This is a genomic window from Vibrio jasicida CAIM 1864 = LMG 25398, assembly GCF_000400365.1.
Classification (GTDB): domain Bacteria; phylum Pseudomonadota; class Gammaproteobacteria; order Enterobacterales; family Vibrionaceae; genus Vibrio; species Vibrio jasicida.
Map to the genome: position 1 here is coordinate 1 of NZ_BAOG01000063.1, position 16,662 is coordinate 16,662.

At 46.8% G+C, this 16,662-nt stretch carries 16 protein-coding genes; 7 read left to right on the forward strand and 9 right to left on the reverse strand.

Features of this window, described 5'->3' with window-relative positions; all coding sequences use genetic code 11:
- Window positions 1–131 precede the first annotated feature (131 nt).
- The 5 genes from VJL_RS17435 to ltnD form a co-directional block, all read right to left on the reverse strand.
- Window positions 132–1,589, reverse strand: a complete 1,458-nt coding sequence (locus VJL_RS17435) for a GntP family permease (RefSeq protein WP_038879817.1) — start codon at window positions 1,587–1,589, stop codon at window positions 132–134.
- 113 nt (window positions 1,590–1,702) lie between these two features.
- Window positions 1,703–2,479: a 2-oxo-tetronate isomerase gene (gene otnI, locus VJL_RS17440; protein ID WP_038879818.1), complete on the reverse strand. Its 777-nt coding sequence runs from the start codon at window positions 2,477–2,479 to the stop codon at window positions 1,703–1,705.
- The gene (gene otnC / locus VJL_RS17445) at window positions 2,479–3,126 is read right to left on the reverse strand and encodes a 3-oxo-tetronate 4-phosphate decarboxylase (protein ID WP_173400276.1); all 648 of its coding nucleotides are present in this window, start codon (window positions 3,124–3,126) and stop codon (window positions 2,479–2,481) included. The genes otnI and otnC overlap by 1 nt, the downstream gene beginning before the upstream one ends.
- Window positions 3,127–3,137: 11 nt before the next feature.
- Window positions 3,138–4,394 (reverse strand): 3-oxo-tetronate kinase, encoded by a 1,257-nt coding sequence (otnK, locus tag VJL_RS17450; protein WP_038879820.1) that lies wholly within the window; start codon window positions 4,392–4,394, stop codon window positions 3,138–3,140.
- A gap of 25 nt (window positions 4,395–4,419) precedes the next feature.
- A complete protein-coding gene (ltnD, locus tag VJL_RS17455; RefSeq protein WP_038879822.1) occupies window positions 4,420–5,328 on the reverse strand; it encodes an L-threonate dehydrogenase in 909 nt (302 codons plus the stop codon).
- A gap of 276 nt (window positions 5,329–5,604) precedes the next feature.
- Between ltnD and VJL_RS17460 the strand changes: the two genes are divergently transcribed.
- A complete protein-coding gene (locus VJL_RS17460) occupies window positions 5,605–6,372 on the forward strand; it encodes a DeoR/GlpR family DNA-binding transcription regulator (protein ID WP_038879823.1) in 768 nt (255 codons plus the stop codon).
- Window positions 6,373–6,588: 216 nt separating this feature from the next.
- Window positions 6,589–7,284 carry a VC0807 family protein gene (locus VJL_RS17465; RefSeq protein ID WP_038871427.1) on the forward strand — a complete coding sequence of 232 codons (696 nt, stop codon included), beginning with the start codon at window positions 6,589–6,591 and terminating at the stop codon, window positions 7,282–7,284.
- A 104-nt stretch (window positions 7,285–7,388) separates the two neighbouring features.
- On the opposite strand, the gene VJL_RS17470 is transcribed toward VJL_RS17465, so the two are convergent.
- Complete coding sequence (locus VJL_RS17470) at window positions 7,389–9,422, reverse strand: TonB-dependent receptor plug domain-containing protein (RefSeq protein ID WP_038879825.1); 2,034 nt, start codon at window positions 9,420–9,422, stop codon at window positions 7,389–7,391.
- A gap of 275 nt (window positions 9,423–9,697) precedes the next feature.
- Here VJL_RS17470 and VJL_RS17475 point away from each other — a divergent pair, with 275 nt between their 5' ends.
- The 3 genes from VJL_RS17475 (at window position 9,698) to VJL_RS17485 (ending at window position 11,829) form a co-directional block, all read left to right on the forward strand.
- Window positions 9,698–10,102 carry a helix-turn-helix transcriptional regulator gene (locus tag VJL_RS17475; RefSeq protein ID WP_038879827.1) on the forward strand — a complete coding sequence of 135 codons (405 nt, stop codon included), beginning with the start codon at window positions 9,698–9,700 and terminating at the stop codon, window positions 10,100–10,102.
- 60 nt (window positions 10,103–10,162) lie between these two features.
- Window positions 10,163–10,552 (forward strand): VOC family protein, encoded by a 390-nt coding sequence (locus tag VJL_RS17480; protein ID WP_038879829.1) that lies wholly within the window; start codon window positions 10,163–10,165, stop codon window positions 10,550–10,552.
- Between the two features lie 191 nt (window positions 10,553–10,743).
- Window positions 10,744–11,829 carry a methyl-accepting chemotaxis protein gene (locus VJL_RS17485; protein WP_038871438.1) on the forward strand — a complete coding sequence of 362 codons (1,086 nt, stop codon included), beginning with the start codon at window positions 10,744–10,746 and terminating at the stop codon, window positions 11,827–11,829.
- Window positions 11,830–11,901: 72 nt separating this feature from the next.
- On the opposite strand, the gene VJL_RS17490 is transcribed toward VJL_RS17485, so the two are convergent.
- Window positions 11,902–12,828, reverse strand: coding sequence for a LysR substrate-binding domain-containing protein (locus VJL_RS17490; RefSeq protein WP_038879830.1), 927 nt, complete (start codon window positions 12,826–12,828; stop codon window positions 11,902–11,904).
- 114 nt (window positions 12,829–12,942) lie between these two features.
- Here VJL_RS17490 and VJL_RS17495 point away from each other — a divergent pair, with 114 nt between their 5' ends.
- On the forward strand, window positions 12,943–14,256 hold the full coding sequence (locus VJL_RS17495) for a 6-phospho-beta-glucosidase (protein WP_038879832.1): 1,314 nt from the start codon (window positions 12,943–12,945) through the stop codon (window positions 14,254–14,256).
- An 86-nt stretch (window positions 14,257–14,342) separates the two neighbouring features.
- On the opposite strand, the gene VJL_RS17500 is transcribed toward VJL_RS17495, so the two are convergent.
- Together VJL_RS17500 and VJL_RS17505 are read right to left on the reverse strand one after the other, a co-directional pair.
- Window positions 14,343–15,356, reverse strand: coding sequence for a zinc-dependent alcohol dehydrogenase family protein (locus VJL_RS17500; protein WP_038879833.1), 1,014 nt, complete (start codon window positions 15,354–15,356; stop codon window positions 14,343–14,345).
- Between the two features lie 95 nt (window positions 15,357–15,451).
- Window positions 15,452–16,051 (reverse strand): LysE family translocator, encoded by a 600-nt coding sequence (locus VJL_RS17505; protein WP_038879834.1) that lies wholly within the window; start codon window positions 16,049–16,051, stop codon window positions 15,452–15,454.
- 121 nt (window positions 16,052–16,172) lie between these two features.
- Between VJL_RS17505 and VJL_RS17510 the strand changes: the two genes are divergently transcribed.
- On the forward strand, window positions 16,173–16,655 hold the full coding sequence (locus tag VJL_RS17510; RefSeq protein WP_005434199.1) for an Lrp/AsnC family transcriptional regulator: 483 nt from the start codon (window positions 16,173–16,175) through the stop codon (window positions 16,653–16,655).
- The last annotated feature ends 7 nt before the right edge of the window (window positions 16,656–16,662 follow it).

A 16,662-nucleotide genomic window follows, 5' to 3' on the forward strand; every position in this document is an offset into this window, starting at 1 on the left:
AATGGTAGACATATGGTTCACCTCGTTCTGAGAGCCTACTCTAAGCGTAGGGCTTGAGAGTGAGGCGGACCATATAATTAGCCCCTAACTTTTCAGCTAGGGGCTTTGAACATTTTACCTTGAGCGAGTGATTAGCTAGCGGCTAATTCAGGCTTCGCTGCCTTATTGCTTTTTGACTTCATCCAAACGATGACGGCCGCAAGCACTAAGATTGGTACCAGTGGGTCAATGAGCGTGCCACCCTTACCAAAGACTAGGTTTAGCGCCATGATGATCGATGCACCAATCGCCCACGCCACTGTTGACGATACTGACCAGATTTTAATTTGGTCTGCCAACTCTGTAATACCTAGGGTACGGTTGATGATGTGGAAGTAAGAGTCATTAAGGTGTGAGAAACCAACCGGGCCAACCGCACACGCCAATGCCACGAATACAGGATCCAGACCTAATGTTTCGACTAGAGGTAACGTCATTGTCGCAGCAACCATCATCGATGCTGTAGCCGAGCCTTGAATCAATCGAAGCATAGACGCGATAGCCAATGGCACAAGTAGTGGTGGGATACCGCTGCTAGCGATAGCTTCTGCCACTTGTGGACCAGCACCAGACGCTTTAAGTACGGCGCCCATTGCGCCACCACAGCCCGTTACCACTAAGATAAGACCTGTTGTTGATAGCGCATCATCCATCGAGCCAACCATGTCTTTACGTTCGATATTGCGAGTAAGACCGTACAACGCCATTAATACACCAAGGCCTACAGCAACAACTGGGTTACCAAGCAGCGACAGCGCTGCATGAAGGAATGTGTCTCCTGAACCAACTAAAGTGTTGATAAGGATAAGTGCAATCGGAACAAGAATTGGACCAAAAGAAAGGAAGTTACTTGGCAGCTCTTTGTCGTCCGTTGCTTCTACTTTTTCTAAGTTTGCCCAATCCGCTTGGTTAGTGATCCAACCATCACCATTTGGTACGCGGTAGTATTCATTACCCACACGGCGGATGTAAATCATCGATAGCAGCATCATAGGTACAGACACCATTAGCCCCCACAGCATGTACTCACCTAGGTCGACACCAAGAATACCGGCTACCGCAACAGGGCCCGGTGTTGGCGGCACAAGTGCGTGAGTGATAAGCAGACCAAGTGCGAGCGTCACACCAAGACCAACGGCAGATTTACCCGTATCTCGTGAAATTGCGCGAACAAGAGAGTGCAAAATGATGTACGCAGAGTCACAAAAAACTGGAATTGCCACCAGCACACCAGTGAACCCAAGTGCTAGATCTTCACGGCCTTTACCACAGATCTTAACGAAGGTTTTCGCCATACGAACCGCCGCACCAGAGCGCTCAAAACACGCGCCCATGATGACACCGAAGGCAATGATCAAACCGATACCGCCTAGTACGCCGCCGAAGCCCGCTTTAATTGCATCAATGAGTTCTGTTGGCGCCATGCCTGCGAATAGACCCATGATGATGCTCGCAATAACCATTGCCAATGCGACAGGAATACGTGTTTTTATGATCATTCCCATCATGGCAAGAATACCGATGACAATGCCGATTAATGCTCCATCCATTTTTATGTTCCTTTTATTTCTGACTCTGTAGGGTGCGTGCAGCTAGGCGATGAGCTCTCATCACCTAGTACACGTTGTTGCGCAAGCAACTGAAATTGTTATAAGTATTTTTATTAGAGGTAAGGGTGAACCCAACCAAGACCTTCTTCTGTTCTGTGTCTTGGATTGTATTCGCAGCCGATCCAGCCTTGATAACCTGAGTCATCCAACACGTTGAACAGGTGTGGGTAGTTCAACTCACCTTCTGACGGTTCGTGTCTTTCAGGCACTGAGGCGATTTGGATGTGGCCGGTGTAAGGAGCGACTTCACGGATTAATGTGCTTAAGTCGCCATCCATAATTTGAGCGTGGTAAAGGTCGAGTTGCAGTTTGACGTTTGGACGATCCACTTGCTTAATCAGCTCGACCGCTTCGCGTTGATGGGCGACAAAGTAGTTCGGCACGTCGCGATTGTTGAGTGGCTCAATCATCAGCTCAACACCTTGCTCGGCAAACTTATCCGCTGCATAACGAATGTTTGAGATGAAGGTTTCAATATGCTGATCACGAGTGAAGCGTGAATCAACAATGCCAGACATAGCGTGAACCTTTTTACACTTCAGTGCCTTGGCGTACATCAGTGCCGTCTCAACGCTCGCCTTAAACTCATCCTCACGGCCCGGAATCGCGGCGAAGCCACGTTCGCCAGCATCCCAATCACCCGGAGGCATATTGAAAAGCGCTTGTTCAAATCCGAACTGTTCCATCTTGTTGGCCAGCTCTTGCGCCTCGAATGCGTATGGGAAGAGGTACTCTACCGCTTTGAATCCCGCTTGATGCGCTTTCTCAAAACGCTCTAAAAACGGCACTTCTGTGAATAACATGGTTAGGTTTGCTGCGAACTTAGCCATTATTTACCTCTCCCTTTTAGGTCTTGAACCTCGGCATCCGTTAGGTAACGAATGTTGCTGTCTTTAAGAATGAACGCCAATTTTGCGGTTTCTTCCAGCTCTTCAGCGTTGTCTACTGCATCTTCAAAGTCTGTGCCTGTAATGACCGGACCATGGTTAGCCAGTAAGAAAGCACGATAGTCACCAGCACGTTGTGCGAGTTCTTCTGCGATTTGTGGCTCCCCCGGACGCAGGTAAGGGATCACTGGTAGCTCACCAATACGCATCACAAAGTAAGGTGTGAATGCTTTGATGGCATTGCCGCGGTCTAACTCTTCAAGGCAAGACAACGCCGTTAGGTACGTTGAATGCAAGTGCACGATGGCATTGCATTGCGAATTATTGCGGTAAATGGCTAAGTGAAATGCCACTTCTTTCGACGGTTTTTTACCCGAAATATGGTTGCCATCGATATCCACCACAGACAGCTCCTCTGCCACTAAGCGCCCAAACGAGGAGCCTGTCGGCGTTGCCAAAAAATGGCCATTCGGTAATTTCACAGACAAGTTACCAGCACCGCCCGTCGCGTAGCCGCGCTCAAACATAGAGCGAGCCATGGTCACCATTTGATCTCGCAGTTGCTGCTCTGTCAATAAGTCTTTATTCATCACAACTCCTGTTATTCAAAAAGCGACTGAGCTTTGGCAAAGAAATGCTCATCACCAAAGTTGCCGGATTTCAGCGCCAGTGAAAGCTCGCCATCGAGTGATTTCACCCAAGGCACACCCGGCGCAATTTGAGGACCAATATGGAACCCTGTTACCGCGAGGCTTTGCGTAACAACGCCAGAGGTTTCGCCACCAGCAACGATGAAGTTCTTCACACCGTGTTGCTGCAGTTTGATAGCCAACTTACTGAAGAATTGCTCAACGGCATGGCTAGATGCTTGTGCGCCAAACTCTTCTTGAATGGCTTTTAGAGCCGTTGACTCTGCGGTTGCGTAAACCAGCGGAGCAAATTCACTGTCGATATTGGTCATCACCCAATCAAACACGTGATTTGAGTACGCTTCATCGGTAAGGCAGGCTTTCACATCAATCGCGAAGTGCGGTGCTTGTTGTTTGTAAACGGCGACTTGTTGATTGGTCATCACAGAGCATGAGCCAGAGAACACCACCGTCGGCGCCTTGGTTGGATTGCCCGCTTTCTTAGCATCGCTTTGATCGGCCAGATGTTCTGCCCAGTTCTTAGCAATCCCCGCAGCAAGGCCAGAACCACCGGTAACCAGTTTGAGAGATTTCGCTGCCTGACCGAGGGTCACAAGATGATCGGCATTGAATGCATCGACAATAGCATAGCGAACACCTTGTTGTTTGAGGGTTTCAAATCGCTCAGACACCGCTTGGGAGCCTTGCTCAATCACTTGGAAGTTCACCAAACCAGATGAGCCTTGTGACTGCGCATCCATCATGCGAATCAAGCTAGAATCTGTCATTGGCGTCACTGGATGGTTGCGCATACCAGAATCACTGAGCAGATCTTGGAAAACAAACAGATGGCCGTTGTAAACCGTGCGGCCATTAACCGGCAACGCAGGACAAACAATGGTGAAATCTTCTTTGAGCTCGGCTAGCAACGCGTCAGTAACAGGACCAATATTGCCTTCAGCGGTACTGTCGAAAGTTGAGCAGTACTTAAAGTAGAACTGCTGACAGCCATTGGCTTGTAGCCATTTTAGCGCTGCCACCGAATCGTTGATTGCTTCATCGACAGGGCAAGAACGAGACTTAAGACTGATCACAATCGCGTCGGCATTGATATCAACCTTTTGCTTCGGAATGCCGTTAAGCTGCACGGTGCGCATGCCATTTTCTACAAGGAATCCGGCAATATCAGTCGCGCCAGTAAAGTCGTCTGCAATAACACCTAATAACATAATTACTTCTCCACTTTACTTGCGCTTATTTGTCTTTGCTTTCCACACCAGGAAGCTCAATACCGTTAAAGATTTTGATAACAGCACTGTCGTCTTCCTGACCAAAGCCCGCATTGCTTGCGCTTACAAACATGTTTAGAGCGGCACTGGAAAGTGGTAGAGGGAATTTCAGATCTTTCGCGGTATCTGACACAAGGTTTAGGTCTTTAACGAAAATATCGACCATTGATTTCGGCGAGTAGTCACCATCGACGACATGCTTCATACGGTTCTCAAACATCCAAGAATTACCCGCGGCATTGGTCACCACGTCGTACATCAAATCCAATGGAATGTTTGCACGAGCGGCAAGCGCCATCGCTTCTGCACCTGCTGCAATGTGAACACCCGCAAGCAGTTGGTGAATGATTTTCACTGTCGCACCAAGGCCTACAGCTTCACCAATGTTGTATACCTTGGCAGCCGTTGCGCTCAGTACAGGCTCCAGTGCTTCAAAGGTGCTTTGCGCGCCCGACGCCATAATGGTCATCTCACCAGCTTCTGCTTTTACTGCGCCGCCAGATACCGGCGCATCGAGCATCACAAGATTGTGCTCAGCCAATTTGGCTTCAATTTGCTTGGCGTCTTCTGCCGAGATAGTGGCTGATACCATGACAGGCGTATTGGGCTTGAGCGCAGCCGCAAGGCCTGTTTTGAACAATACGGTGTTAACTTGCGCCGCATTCACAACCAAAACCAACACAGAATCAAGTTGATCGGCAAACTCGACTGCATTGGTAGAAACGGCTTTCGCGCCAAATGCACCCAGCTCTTCTAAAGCACTAGGATTCAGGTCGAAACCATATACATCAAGGCCTGCACGCACACATGACTTCTCCGCGCCCATTCCCATAGAGCCTAAACCGATAACACCGACAGATTGAACTTCGCTCATAACAACAACACCTTCTTGGTAAATTGAATTTTGTTAATTCTTGTTTAGTTGGTGTGATTATATGTGAAGCACAAACCCAAGACTTCGCTTTAAATCACATTTTTTCACACAAATTAACAACGCTGTGATATTTACCCCTTTATGGGCAGAGATAACCTGACCAGTTAACACAAGGGAGGGCAAGGCTTATTAGGTTGAGAACATATATTCACAGATATTCACAAAGAGCGAAAAGGTTGGTAGGATACTGAAAAACAAGAATATAGAAGTGAAATCATGATCCCAGCAGAACGTCAAAGAACCATCTTGTCCCTGTTATCACACCAAGAAGTGTTAAGCATTTCAGATTTAACCGACCACCTTGGCGTATCACATATGACCATTCGCCGTGACATCGTGAAACTGGAATCCTCAGGTAAAGTCGTTTCTGTTTCTGGTGGAGTGCAACTGGCTCAGGCTTTACATTCTGAGCTTTCCCATGACGCTAAAGTCGAGCAACAAGCGGATGAGAAGGTTCAAATCGGCAAACTTGCAGCCACGTTAATTGGCAAAGACGCTACGATTTACTTGGATGCGGGAACTACTTCTCTAGAGATCGCCCATCAAATAGCGGATCGTGACGATCTATTAGTGATCACCAATGACTTTTCTATCGCCGCTTTCCTAATGACGCACAGTCAATGTGAGCTTTACCATACAGGGGGCAAAATTGATCGTGAGAACCAATCCACAGTTGGTGGAAAAGTCGCAGAGTTCTTGAACGGATTGAACATTGATATTGCCTTTATCTCGACGTCTTCTTGGAGCTTAAAAGGCTTATCAACACCAAACGAAAACAAAGTCCTTGTGAAAAAGGCCATCGTCAAAGCGGCACAAACCAACTACCTTGTTTCTGACTCCACCAAATACGGCCAAATTGCCAGCTTTCATGCATTAAATATCGAGCAATTAGACGGCATCATTACCGATTCCAATCTGTCTGACGTAGTAACACAAGAGCTGATGGATAAAGGGTTAAGTGTTATCAAAGAAGCGCATCAGTAAGCCTCAAATACAAGAAATGACAGGGCCTATCAGATTTAGGTAGGCTCCATCGACCTACCCAACACACACCATAAACCATGTTCAATTAGAGCTCATTCACTGTTCATTTCATAAGTCGTTACACAACTCGGGGCTTTAAGGCTTTACATCTGGCGCAAGGAGTAGAACACTTCCCCCAAAGTAAAATTCAGCCGACATAGTAGAGTCAGTAAAGTTATGAGTAACACCACGGCGAAAAAGTCGAATCCATTATTCGAGATCCTGTTTAACGTCATCATTCCTTCATTCATTTTGATGAAGTTCAGTGGTGAAGAGCACCTAGGTACAGCATTGGCACTGGTTGTCGCTTTGATGTTCCCTTTGGTGTACGGCGGCATGGATCTTATCCGCAACAAGAAGTTTAACTTCATCTCTGCACTTGGTTTTATCAGCGTGCTATTAACCGGCGGTATCGGTTTGTTAGAACTAGACACGCGCTGGTTGGCATTGAAAGAAGCCTTAATCCCAGGTTTGATTGGTCTTGCTGTGTTGGGCTCAACCTTCACTCGCTACCCGCTTATGCAGAAGATGCTGTTGAATGACACGATTTTGAACCTACCGCTGATTAACGAGCGTTTGGTACAAAACGGAAAAACTCAAGCGTTCGAGCGCTGCTTGATGTCTTCAAACTACCTGTTCGCCAGCACATTCGCATTCTCATCAGCAATGAACTATTTCTTAGCAACGTGGATTGTAACCAGCCCAGCAGGTACAGCAGCGTTCAATGAAGAGTTGGGTAAACTAACGCTGTACAGCTACCCAATGATTGCGATTCCGAGCATGTTGATGATGTTTGGTATTTTCTACTACATCTGGCGCCAAGTTCGCGCAATGACGTCGCTAGAGACTGAGCAGATTTTTCATACCAAATAATGCTCGTTCCGCCTTGATAGGCAAAGTGAGATAAAAAGAACCCCGATAGTTGATCACCAATTATCGGGGTTTTGTTTTTTTTGGAGTGATTTAGTTAAGCGTGATTAGAAGCTGTAAGCCACAGACGCTTTAAAGTTACGACCCACTTCGTAGCTGGTGTATTTCACTGAACCCCAAGAGATACCAAAACCTGTGTGCTCTGAGTATAGCTTGTTGAACACGTTGTCGACCGCTAGGTTAACTGACAGGTCTTTCGCAAAGTCTGGTACGTACACTGCCCATAGGTTATGCGTTGCGAAACCAGGGCGCTCCACTTTCTCGCCATCTTCGTCTGTGTAGTCGTTACCCGGAACGAAGCGTGAATCCCAACCGAACACCACTTCACTGGTTACGTCGTACTTAAAGCCCGCCTTGATATTGTGAATACCCGTCTTGTTCATGTGGCTCGTCTTGCCACTTTCTAGACTGGTTTGCTCACCATCAGAGTATGAGTGGTTTGCGTACAGGTAAAAATCTTCAATGCTGTAAGTAAATACGGTTTCTACACCCCAAACTTCTACATCATTTTGGTTAGCCAAGGTTCTGTTGTTCTTAGTCGGGTGCATTTGGTTATCCAGATCGTACTGGTATGCGGTGAAGCCAAGAATCGCATTATCCGCCACTAGCAAACCAGACATGTCGTAATCGAAACCCGCTTCGTAGTTGTTACCTGTCATGGCTTTGGTGTCTGCCTGAGTTACGTCAGCCGCCGCTTTCATAGTCAGTGTTTCAGGCAGTGAAGCGCCTTTGAATAGACGACCGTAACCAACACGCAGTCTTAGGTTATCTGTGGTTTGGTATTCACCTTGGAACTTAGGCGACAACTGGTCGTATTTACCTTTAAATATACCACCTAGCTCATGTACGTCATAACGAAGGCCGGTCACAAAACGGAAGTCATTAATCTCGAATGCGTCTTGAGCGTAGATTCCGTAAGCCGTTACTGTACCGCCATCGATGTCGTAGTTCTTCGTCTCACCGAGTTTCGAGCCCGACGTGTAATGACCAAGGCCAGAATCAACCCACTGCTCTGATTTGTAACCCTCGAAGCCGTAAGTCAGCTCGTGATCGCCAACCCAAGAGATGTTGCGGATGTCACCACCAATTGTCGTCACGTTGTACTCACGCGAAGGAATTGATAAGTCACCGTCTTTAGTGAATTCCCAAGCGCCATTCACTTGGTTCCAATCGCCATACTCTTCAGTTAGCGCATCACGATCCATGTACTGACGGTTGTAGTATAGGTTCGTCTTTAGGTTCACCAAGTCACTGCCATTGTCGTAGCGATGCATAAACGTCACAGTATCTCGGTTAATCGAGTGGTAGTTGTGCTCATCATGTGCGTACAGTGCACCCGCCTTCTCACCCGATAGCTGACGTTTACCACCGTCTTGGTACGTGTCGTAAGACAGTTTGAACTCGTTCGCGTCGTTTGGTACGAACACCACTTTCACCAAGCCAGACTTCAGCTTACCTTGCTTAGAAGTCACATCATCTTTCCCCGGAATGTACAACTCACCGTCATCTGAGTAGTTCGCAATACCCATCAGTTGGAGCTCATCGTTCAGTTTCGCGTAAACCGCAACGTTCGTCGTGAAGCGTTCGTAAGCCGTTTGATACCCCGTTTTAACGCGAGCACCGATGCTTTCGTCTTCTGCAAGGAGGTCACTGGGATCTTTCGTTTCGTAGCTGAATGAGCCGTTAATTGCGCCCGCTCCCGACAGTACAGAGTTACCGCCTAGGGTGATTTCAGCAGATTTAAGCATGGCTGGGTCAAAGGTCTGATCGCCAGAGTGGTGGAATAACTGACCTTCTTGGCGTGCACCGTCAATGGTGACAACCGAGTATTTGTCTTCCATACCGCGAATGTAAACCTTACGCGAGTAACGTGCGTTACCGTCAACCGTTACACTCGGCATGGTGTTCAGTATGTCTTTAATATCAGACGCTTGTTTTTGTTCTAATGTCTCTGAGTTGATTTCAGTTTGAACAAGTTGATCAAGAGCAGAACCGACAACGACGATGTTTTCGTCAGAAGCGTGAGCAGCAAAAGAGGCAATCGCAAAGGTGATGGCTGCGGAAAGTGACTTCAGTTTCATAATACTACTTATATTTTATAAACAATAACGAGGGAGCGCAGCATAATACATGAGCTTAATGATAATTAATCTCATTTACATTCTTTACGTTAATGAGCGATTTATTTTTAATCAGATCGAGCACATCACCACCAAATAATCCACATTTAGGAAGAAGGTTGGGATGAGGTATGAAAGGTATTTCGCGCAAGGTCGAGCACTTAACTCACTCGTTTGTTCAATCTTGCCGAAGCAGTGTTAGACTCAATACGATGCTTTCAGAATGTGGAAATACGATGTCATCTCGCCCAAAGACCTTCTATGAACAAGAAATTGACCGCGTATACCGCGAGATGCCGTTGAGCCCAAAGCAGTTTCTCCTGATCAGACAATCCAAAGCGTTTATGGAAAAGCATCACTCAGAAAACATCGAATTAAACGACTTAGCCAAAGCCGCCTTTATGTCGCGCTTTCACTATGCGCGGATTTTCAAACAGATGTATGGCGTGACGCCACGAAGCTATTTAAGGGATATGCGGATTAAGAAAGCCAAAGCGCTACTCAAGGAAGGTAACTCGATCACGGATACTTGTTTTCAGGTTGGCTATGAGAGCTTAACCACATTTTCGAGTGTCTTTAGAAAGAGCACAGGTTGCTCACCCAAAGCGTTTCAAAAAATGCAGAAAAGCAATCTAGAATAAGTTTTTGAGCCTCACTTTCAGTATCTTTTCCTCATCCAAACCCAGCAAAGGTAAATACCCGTGATCAGAATTTCCCTAACCAGCGTACCTGTGGACGATCAGAACAAAGCCTTCGATTTCTACACCAATGTTCTTGGCTTTATCAAAAAGACCGAAGTACCAATCGGTGAACATAAATGGTTAACAGTGGTTTCTCCGATTGAACAATCTGGGGTTGAATTGTTGTTAGAACCGATGGCGTTTGGACCAGCAAAAGTGTACCAAAATGCTCTCAAAGAAGCGGGGATTCCTTGGACTTCCTTTGCGGTCGATGATCTGCAGAAAGAATACGTGAGACTCTCTGAACTCGGCGTGGCTTTCTCTATAGAGCCAAGAGAAGCTGGCCCTGTAATGATTGCCGTACTCGATGATACCTGTGGGAATTACATTCAACTTATGCAGGAATTATAACGGCTTAAATTCGTGCCGTTTTTTAACAGAGAAGCCAAGCTCAACATCGTTTGACCTTGGCTTTTGTTGTTTAAATAAACCTTACTGAAAAAGTGTGATTCGGCTAAGCAAATATATGAATGTGATCGTGTATTCGATACTCAACTCGATTAGCATGCAATTTTTAACATCATGTTACATTTATAAAACTTATGTTTGGATTAAAACGAATCAAAGCCGACAATGAGGCGCTAAAGCAAGAGTTAGCAGACCTCAAACAAAAGTACCAAACTGACATTGCTGCTCTGGAAAATCAGCTCCAAGAGACGCAACAACTTGTTCGCTCCGCTCAGCAAGAACACCACAATAGCGATGAGTTGATGTCGAGCAGTTTGAAAGGTGGAGACATGCTCCAAACCATTCGAACTGAGATGGTGGAGAGTGCGCAATCTATGGCGCACGAGAACCAAGAACTGCAACAACTAGATGAGATGTTTAAGCAAACACACCAAGCTCTCGCTCGTCTGGACAACCGAGCAGTGAAGATCAGTACTCAAGCTTCTCAAAGCATTGAATCAGTTCAAATATTAGATAAAACCGCCACTTCTATTTCCCTCCTTGTATCTACTATTCAAGAAATTTCTGACCAAACCAACTTGCTTGCTCTAAATGCCGCTATTGAGGCCGCACGAGCCGGTGAAGCAGGACGCGGATTTGCGGTGGTAGCCGACGAGGTAAGAAACCTTGCGGGCAAAGCGAGTGAAGCCAGTGAACAGATTGACTCGCTTGTGAATCAAGTACTCACGCAAGTAAATGCAATTAAAAGCTCGATTGATGAAAACCAAACGTGTGCAGAAGAAGTTTCAGCATCTTCAGCACAGATTGGCTCTATCGTGAACGAAGTCGTCGTGAAATCAGAGCACATGCAGCAAGTGATCCATATTGCTTCCACACGCGCTTTCTTGGATACCGTCAAGCTCGACCACGCAATTTGGAAGAACAACATCTATCGCTTACTGCAAAAAGGCTCGTTTGGAGAAACCGTTAATAGCCATTCAGAATGCAGGCTAGGCCAGTGGTACTACCGTGGCGATGGCAAGGCTTACAGCCACCTAAGAAGCTATGCGTTACTTGAAGAACCACACAAAGGCGTACATGACAGCGGACGCGAAGCAATGAGCCAAGCCAAATCTGGCAACATGGCTGGCATGGTGACCGCAATTAACGCGATGGAAGATGCCAGCGAACAAGTCGTCGTTCAAATAGACCGCTTGATGGATGAGATTATCGCGAGTTAATTTCAAGACTTATTCTTCCTCCCTTCTCATCGAGTAAAGGGAGGAAGTTAAGCTTACCTACCCTATCATCCCCTATTCATTCTTTGGTAATTGCGTCTCAAGCCATTCAATAAATGCAGCATTCTTTGGTCTGTGTTGCTGACCGTTTAAACAAATCAAATCGTAGCCTCGCTCTGCACTTACGCGCTCAAAAGGTGCCACTAGTTCACCGTTTTCTAGGCTGCTTTTCACTAACGATTCACGAGCGACTCCCAACCCCATTCCGTTCTTAGCCGCTGTCATTGCCATATCGGCGTGATTAAACAAGTAAGTTCTGTCCATCACGTTAAGTGTGTTGAGTAGCGAGTTAGATTGTTTGTCCAGCCACATCGCCCATTCTTGATTGGGTTCACTCGCCTCTAATGATTCAGAGCAATGAATAAAAGTCACGCCGGCCAACTGCTCAAGCAATGGCGCTGGCTCAGTAAAATGGTCGTTAAAGTATTTGGGGCTACAAACCGGCAACAGCACTTCATCAAATAAACGCTGATGGTAAAAGCCCGGATGTTCGCTATCGCTGTAGTAAATCGCGATATCGACGGGCTCATGCTGAAAGTCCAAACGGCTCGCTTTCACCCTCAGTTTTATATTGAGATGCGGATACAAACGTTGGAAATCTGGCAACCTTGGCAAAAGCCAACTCTGGGCGAACGTCGGCGCTGCTCCAATATATAATTCACCACGCAGTTCATTGAACTTGATGTCTTCGAGCTCAGAGAAAATCACTTCGAACGATTGGTTTAATGCATGCAGTAATCGATCACCTTCTTTGGTCAGTTCTAATCGTCTCGTCATGCGCACAAACAAACTGAAGCCCAGTTGCTCTTCTAACGATTTGATTCGCTGACTCACCGCCCCTTGGGTAATGAATAGCTCTTCCGCTGCTTTGGTAAAGCTAAGAAACTTACCTGCAATCGCAAAAGTGTACATATTGGAGAGCATCTGCTGCTTTCTGTCCATCACTCGACTCTCTATAAATTAGCTGTACTAATCCATAGCAAGATTTGTTTGGTTTGTGAAGCTCATCAGGATGCTTTTTAATCAAACTGTCTTATCCATAACGAGAACATCACGATGAAAAAGAATCTTAAAATTACCATCATTGGCGCAGGCTCTAGCTACACACCAGAGCTCATCGAAGGTCTGATCAAACGAAATCATGAACTGCCAATCGGCGAACTGTGGTTGGTTGATATTGAAGATGGCGCAGAGAAAGTCAGCATCATTGGCGATTTAACACGTCGCATGTTGGCTAAAAACGACATGTCGCATATTGATGTGCACGTCACCTTGGATCGCAAACCTGCTTTGAAAGACGCAGACTTTGTATGTTCTCAATTTCGCGCTGGCTGCTTGGAAGGTCGAATCCGTGATGAACGTATCTCACTGAAGTACGGCATGATCGGTCAGGAGACCAATGGGTTAGGCGGTTTTGCCAATGCCTGTCGTACTATTCCTATCGCGCTGGAAATCTGTAAAGAGATGGAAGTGTTGTGTCCAGATGCTTGGTTGCTAAACTTTACCAACCCATCAGGCATGGTGACAGAAGCGATTCTCAAACACACCAAAGTGAAAGCGGTCGGTTTATGTAACGTGCCAGTGATCATGCAAAAAGGCATCGCCCAAATGCTCGGTGCTAACGAGCAAGAATTTGTACTGCAAGTTGCGGGTTTGAACCACTTTATCTGGGCACGCCAGATCCTGCACGAAGGTCGTGACAAACTGCAAGAAGTGGTCGAAGAGATCCTATCCGGCAACGATCCTTTGGTGCCGCAAAATATTCCTCCATTCGACTGGCCACAAGAGTTGCTGCGTAATATGGGGATGATCCCGTGTGCTTACCTGCGCTATTACTACACCAGCGAAGACATCATGAGCCAAGAGATTGAAGAAGCGAACGGCGAAGGTACTCGCGGTGAGGTGGTCAAAGCCATGGAGAAACGACTGTTCGATATCTACCGCAATCCAGAGCTCAACGAAAAACCAAAAGAGCTCGAAAAGCGTGGGGGTCAATACTACTCAGAAGCTGCCTGCGAGCTGATGAGCTCTATCTACAACGATAAGCGCACCATCATGCACGTAAACACCCGTAACAACGGTGCCATTACAGGCTTACCTGACGATTGCGCGGTGGAAGTCAGCTGCATGATCACAAAATCGGGACCTGTGGCTTTAAACGTCGCGCCATTCCCAAGCGATACGCTGCGCTTGATCCAATTGATGAAAGACTTTGAATCACTCACGGTAGAAGCGGCTGTCACAGGCGACCGCAATGCCGCGCATCGAGCATTGATTTTAAACCCGTTAGTAACCACCGGGACGATTCTAGAAAAGGCTCTAGAAGAGACGATTGAAGCCAACCTCGACTACATGCCACAGTTCCGTTAATCCTAACGAGAACGCGAAAGGGATGGTGAATGCCATCCTTTTTTATTCTTCAATTTACCCAACAGCCTTAAGGAGCTTGAATATCGTCACTGCATGGTCAGAATGATTTTGCCTTGCAGCGTGACCGACTCATCTTCTATCAGCTCGAAGGCGCGCTGGAACTGTTCCAACGGAAGGTAGCAATCCACATCGAGTTGTATCTGATGTTCCACAAAATGTTCTAGCATCTCGGCAAAGACTTGTTTGCGAACGGTCTTACCAACCGACTCTTCCCAGTAGCGCAAAAAGAACGTATTGAAGTCGATATTGTTCTGCTTCATACAAGCGAAGAAAGCAGGCTCATAAGGGGTGAGAGAAAGCGTTCCATAATTAATATACGTTCCCGAACTAAGCAGAACTTGGATTAGTTCGGTGCCAAACTTGCCGCCAATGGCATCGAATGCGACATTGGGTTGAGGCAGGTCTCGGACATCGATTTGAGATTGCAGATCTTGCTTACAATCTAGCACTGCATTGGAATCGTATGGATAACGCTCTGGCGCGGAGCTTATCGCAACTAAAGTAAATCCAAGTGAGTGCGATAACTGAGCGAAGATCTTACCAATCGCAGAATTGCCCGCGTTGATGATCACCACACCCTCTTGGCCTAACTTGGCAACGTGAGTGGTGATCACCCAAGCCGTCAGGGCATTGATATACAACTGGCAAGCGTAGCCATTCTCAAGTTCTTCCGGCACGGCAAAGACATTCTCCGCATGCGCATCGACATAGCTTTGCCAAGTCCCGCTTTGTGCCACCAGCACCTTTTGCCCGATGTGAAATTCGGTTTGACGCGGATCGTTTATCTCAACCACACGTCCAACCGCTTCAAACCCTGGGACTCGCGGCGGTACATGGGTACGACGATACTGCCCTACTCCCTGAATCGACAATCGGTCACTTGGATTAATGTTTGTGGCTTCGATTTGCACGCGAACTTTACTCAAAGCGAGTGGCTCTAGCTCAACATGCTCCAACATCAGCGACACACTTGGCGAGCCAAAGCTCAGTTGATTAACGCGAGTGTTTGTCTTATGCGAGTTGGTCTTGGTTAAGCTCATCTGGATACCGCGAGATTGCTAGAGGGAATATGGCGCGCCATAGCGAAACGGGTATATAACGTTTTCTCGGCGCGCACGTCAAATTGAATAAGAGCTTAAACGGGCTGACTCAGCATAAACACCACCACTAAAGCGAGACTGCTGCCCATGCATCGGTTTACCCATATAACCTTTTGTGGTGACTGTATAAAGCGGTTCAATACGGTGCCAAAGTACGCCCAAGCAAACATCCCCAGCACACCAGTTCCCACCATCACGCTGATAATGATCACCACTTGAGTCAGGTAATCATTGTTTGGCGAGATAAATTGAGAGAACACCGTCAGCGACGCAACCCAACTTTTCGGATTAAGAATTTGCACCCAAACGCCAGATAAAAAGCCGGACTTTTTTGCATTCGAATCATTGTCGAGTTCCATCGTGGCAATCGACCATGCGAGATACAGCAGGTACGCCGCGCCAATCCACTTTAACGCCATGTACAAATCTGGGTAAAGGGTAAACAAACTGACAAGCCCCACACTTGCACCAACCAACATGATGATCACCCCGACTGCATTGCCCAATACAAACGGCACGGTCGCAGAAAACCCATATCGGCTCGAAATACTTAACAGCGCGACGTTACCCGCTCCCGGCGTTAAAGAAATAGAAACGGCAAACAACAAAAATGCCGCCAACAATTGAGCACTCATGCACTCTCTCCCAAAAAGTAATCAACGAATATGTGAAACAGTCTAACGATTTGGGTAGAAAGAAAATTGCTATCTGCGCTACGATAAAAGTCAATTTGAGCAGACTATTTCCAAAACAATTATGAAAAAGAAAGAATCCACCAATTTTGAATTGGATAGTACCGATTTCGCCATTCTTGACCATATTCAGAAAGATGGTCGCATGAGTAATTCCAAACTCGCGGAGACGGTTAACCTGAGTGAAACGCCCTGCTGGCGACGCTGGAAAAAAATGGAAGAGGAAGGCTACATTGAGGGTTACGCCGCTAAGTTGAACCGCAAAAAGCTCGGCTTTCAAGTCTCTGGTTTTACGCTGGTGACACTAGGCAGCCATGAAGTGGAAAACACCACGCCGTTTGAAGACTTCGTCGCAGAAACCGATTGGATCTTAATGTGTCACTGCATTGCTGGCAGCGCGGATTATATGGTGCAAGTGGTGGCGAGAGACTTAGACGAATACTTTGACCACATCAGTGCTATTCGCCGCGTGAAAGGCATCAGCGCCATTCAATCCAACGTCTCAGTTAAGGAAATCAAGAGTACATTCCAGTTACCGCTAGAGTAGTGTGATG

What these genes read in the sequence shown, in the direction of transcription:
- otnI (WP_038879818.1), bottom strand. Translation starts at nt 2,479, where the DNA reads ATGGCTAAGTTCGCAGCAAACCTAACCATGTTATTCACAGAAGTGCCG.
- VJL_RS17490 (WP_038879830.1), bottom strand. Translation starts at nt 12,828, where the DNA reads ATGGACAGAAAGCAGCAGATGCTCTCCAATATGTACACTTTTGCGATT.
- VJL_RS17505 (WP_038879834.1), bottom strand. Translation starts at nt 16,051, where the DNA reads ATGAGTGCTCAATTGTTGGCGGCATTTTTGTTGTTTGCCGTTTCTATT.
- VJL_RS17435 (WP_038879817.1), bottom strand. Translation starts at nt 1,589, where the DNA reads ATGGATGGAGCATTAATCGGCATTGTCATCGGTATTCTTGCCATGATG.
- VJL_RS17465 (WP_038871427.1), top strand. Translation starts at nt 6,589, where the DNA reads ATGAGTAACACCACGGCGAAAAAGTCGAATCCATTATTCGAGATCCTG.
- VJL_RS17500 (WP_038879833.1), bottom strand. Translation starts at nt 15,356, where the DNA reads ATGAGCTTAACCAAGACCAACTCGCATAAGACAAACACTCGCGTTAAT.
- VJL_RS17510 (WP_005434199.1), top strand. Translation starts at nt 16,173, where the DNA reads ATGAAAAAGAAAGAATCCACCAATTTTGAATTGGATAGTACCGATTTC.
- otnC (WP_173400276.1), bottom strand. Translation starts at nt 3,126, where the DNA reads ATGAATAAAGACTTATTGACAGAGCAGCAACTGCGAGATCAAATGGTG.
- VJL_RS17460 (WP_038879823.1), top strand. Translation starts at nt 5,605, where the DNA reads ATGATCCCAGCAGAACGTCAAAGAACCATCTTGTCCCTGTTATCACAC.
- VJL_RS17495 (WP_038879832.1), top strand. Translation starts at nt 12,943, where the DNA reads ATGAAAAAGAATCTTAAAATTACCATCATTGGCGCAGGCTCTAGCTAC.
- VJL_RS17475 (WP_038879827.1), top strand. Translation starts at nt 9,698, where the DNA reads ATGTCATCTCGCCCAAAGACCTTCTATGAACAAGAAATTGACCGCGTA.
- VJL_RS17470 (WP_038879825.1), bottom strand. Translation starts at nt 9,422, where the DNA reads ATGAAACTGAAGTCACTTTCCGCAGCCATCACCTTTGCGATTGCCTCT.
- otnK (WP_038879820.1), bottom strand. Translation starts at nt 4,394, where the DNA reads ATGTTATTAGGTGTTATTGCAGACGACTTTACTGGCGCGACTGATATT.
- ltnD (WP_038879822.1), bottom strand. Translation starts at nt 5,328, where the DNA reads ATGAGCGAAGTTCAATCTGTCGGTGTTATCGGTTTAGGCTCTATGGGA.
- VJL_RS17485 (WP_038871438.1), top strand. Translation starts at nt 10,744, where the DNA reads ATGTTTGGATTAAAACGAATCAAAGCCGACAATGAGGCGCTAAAGCAA.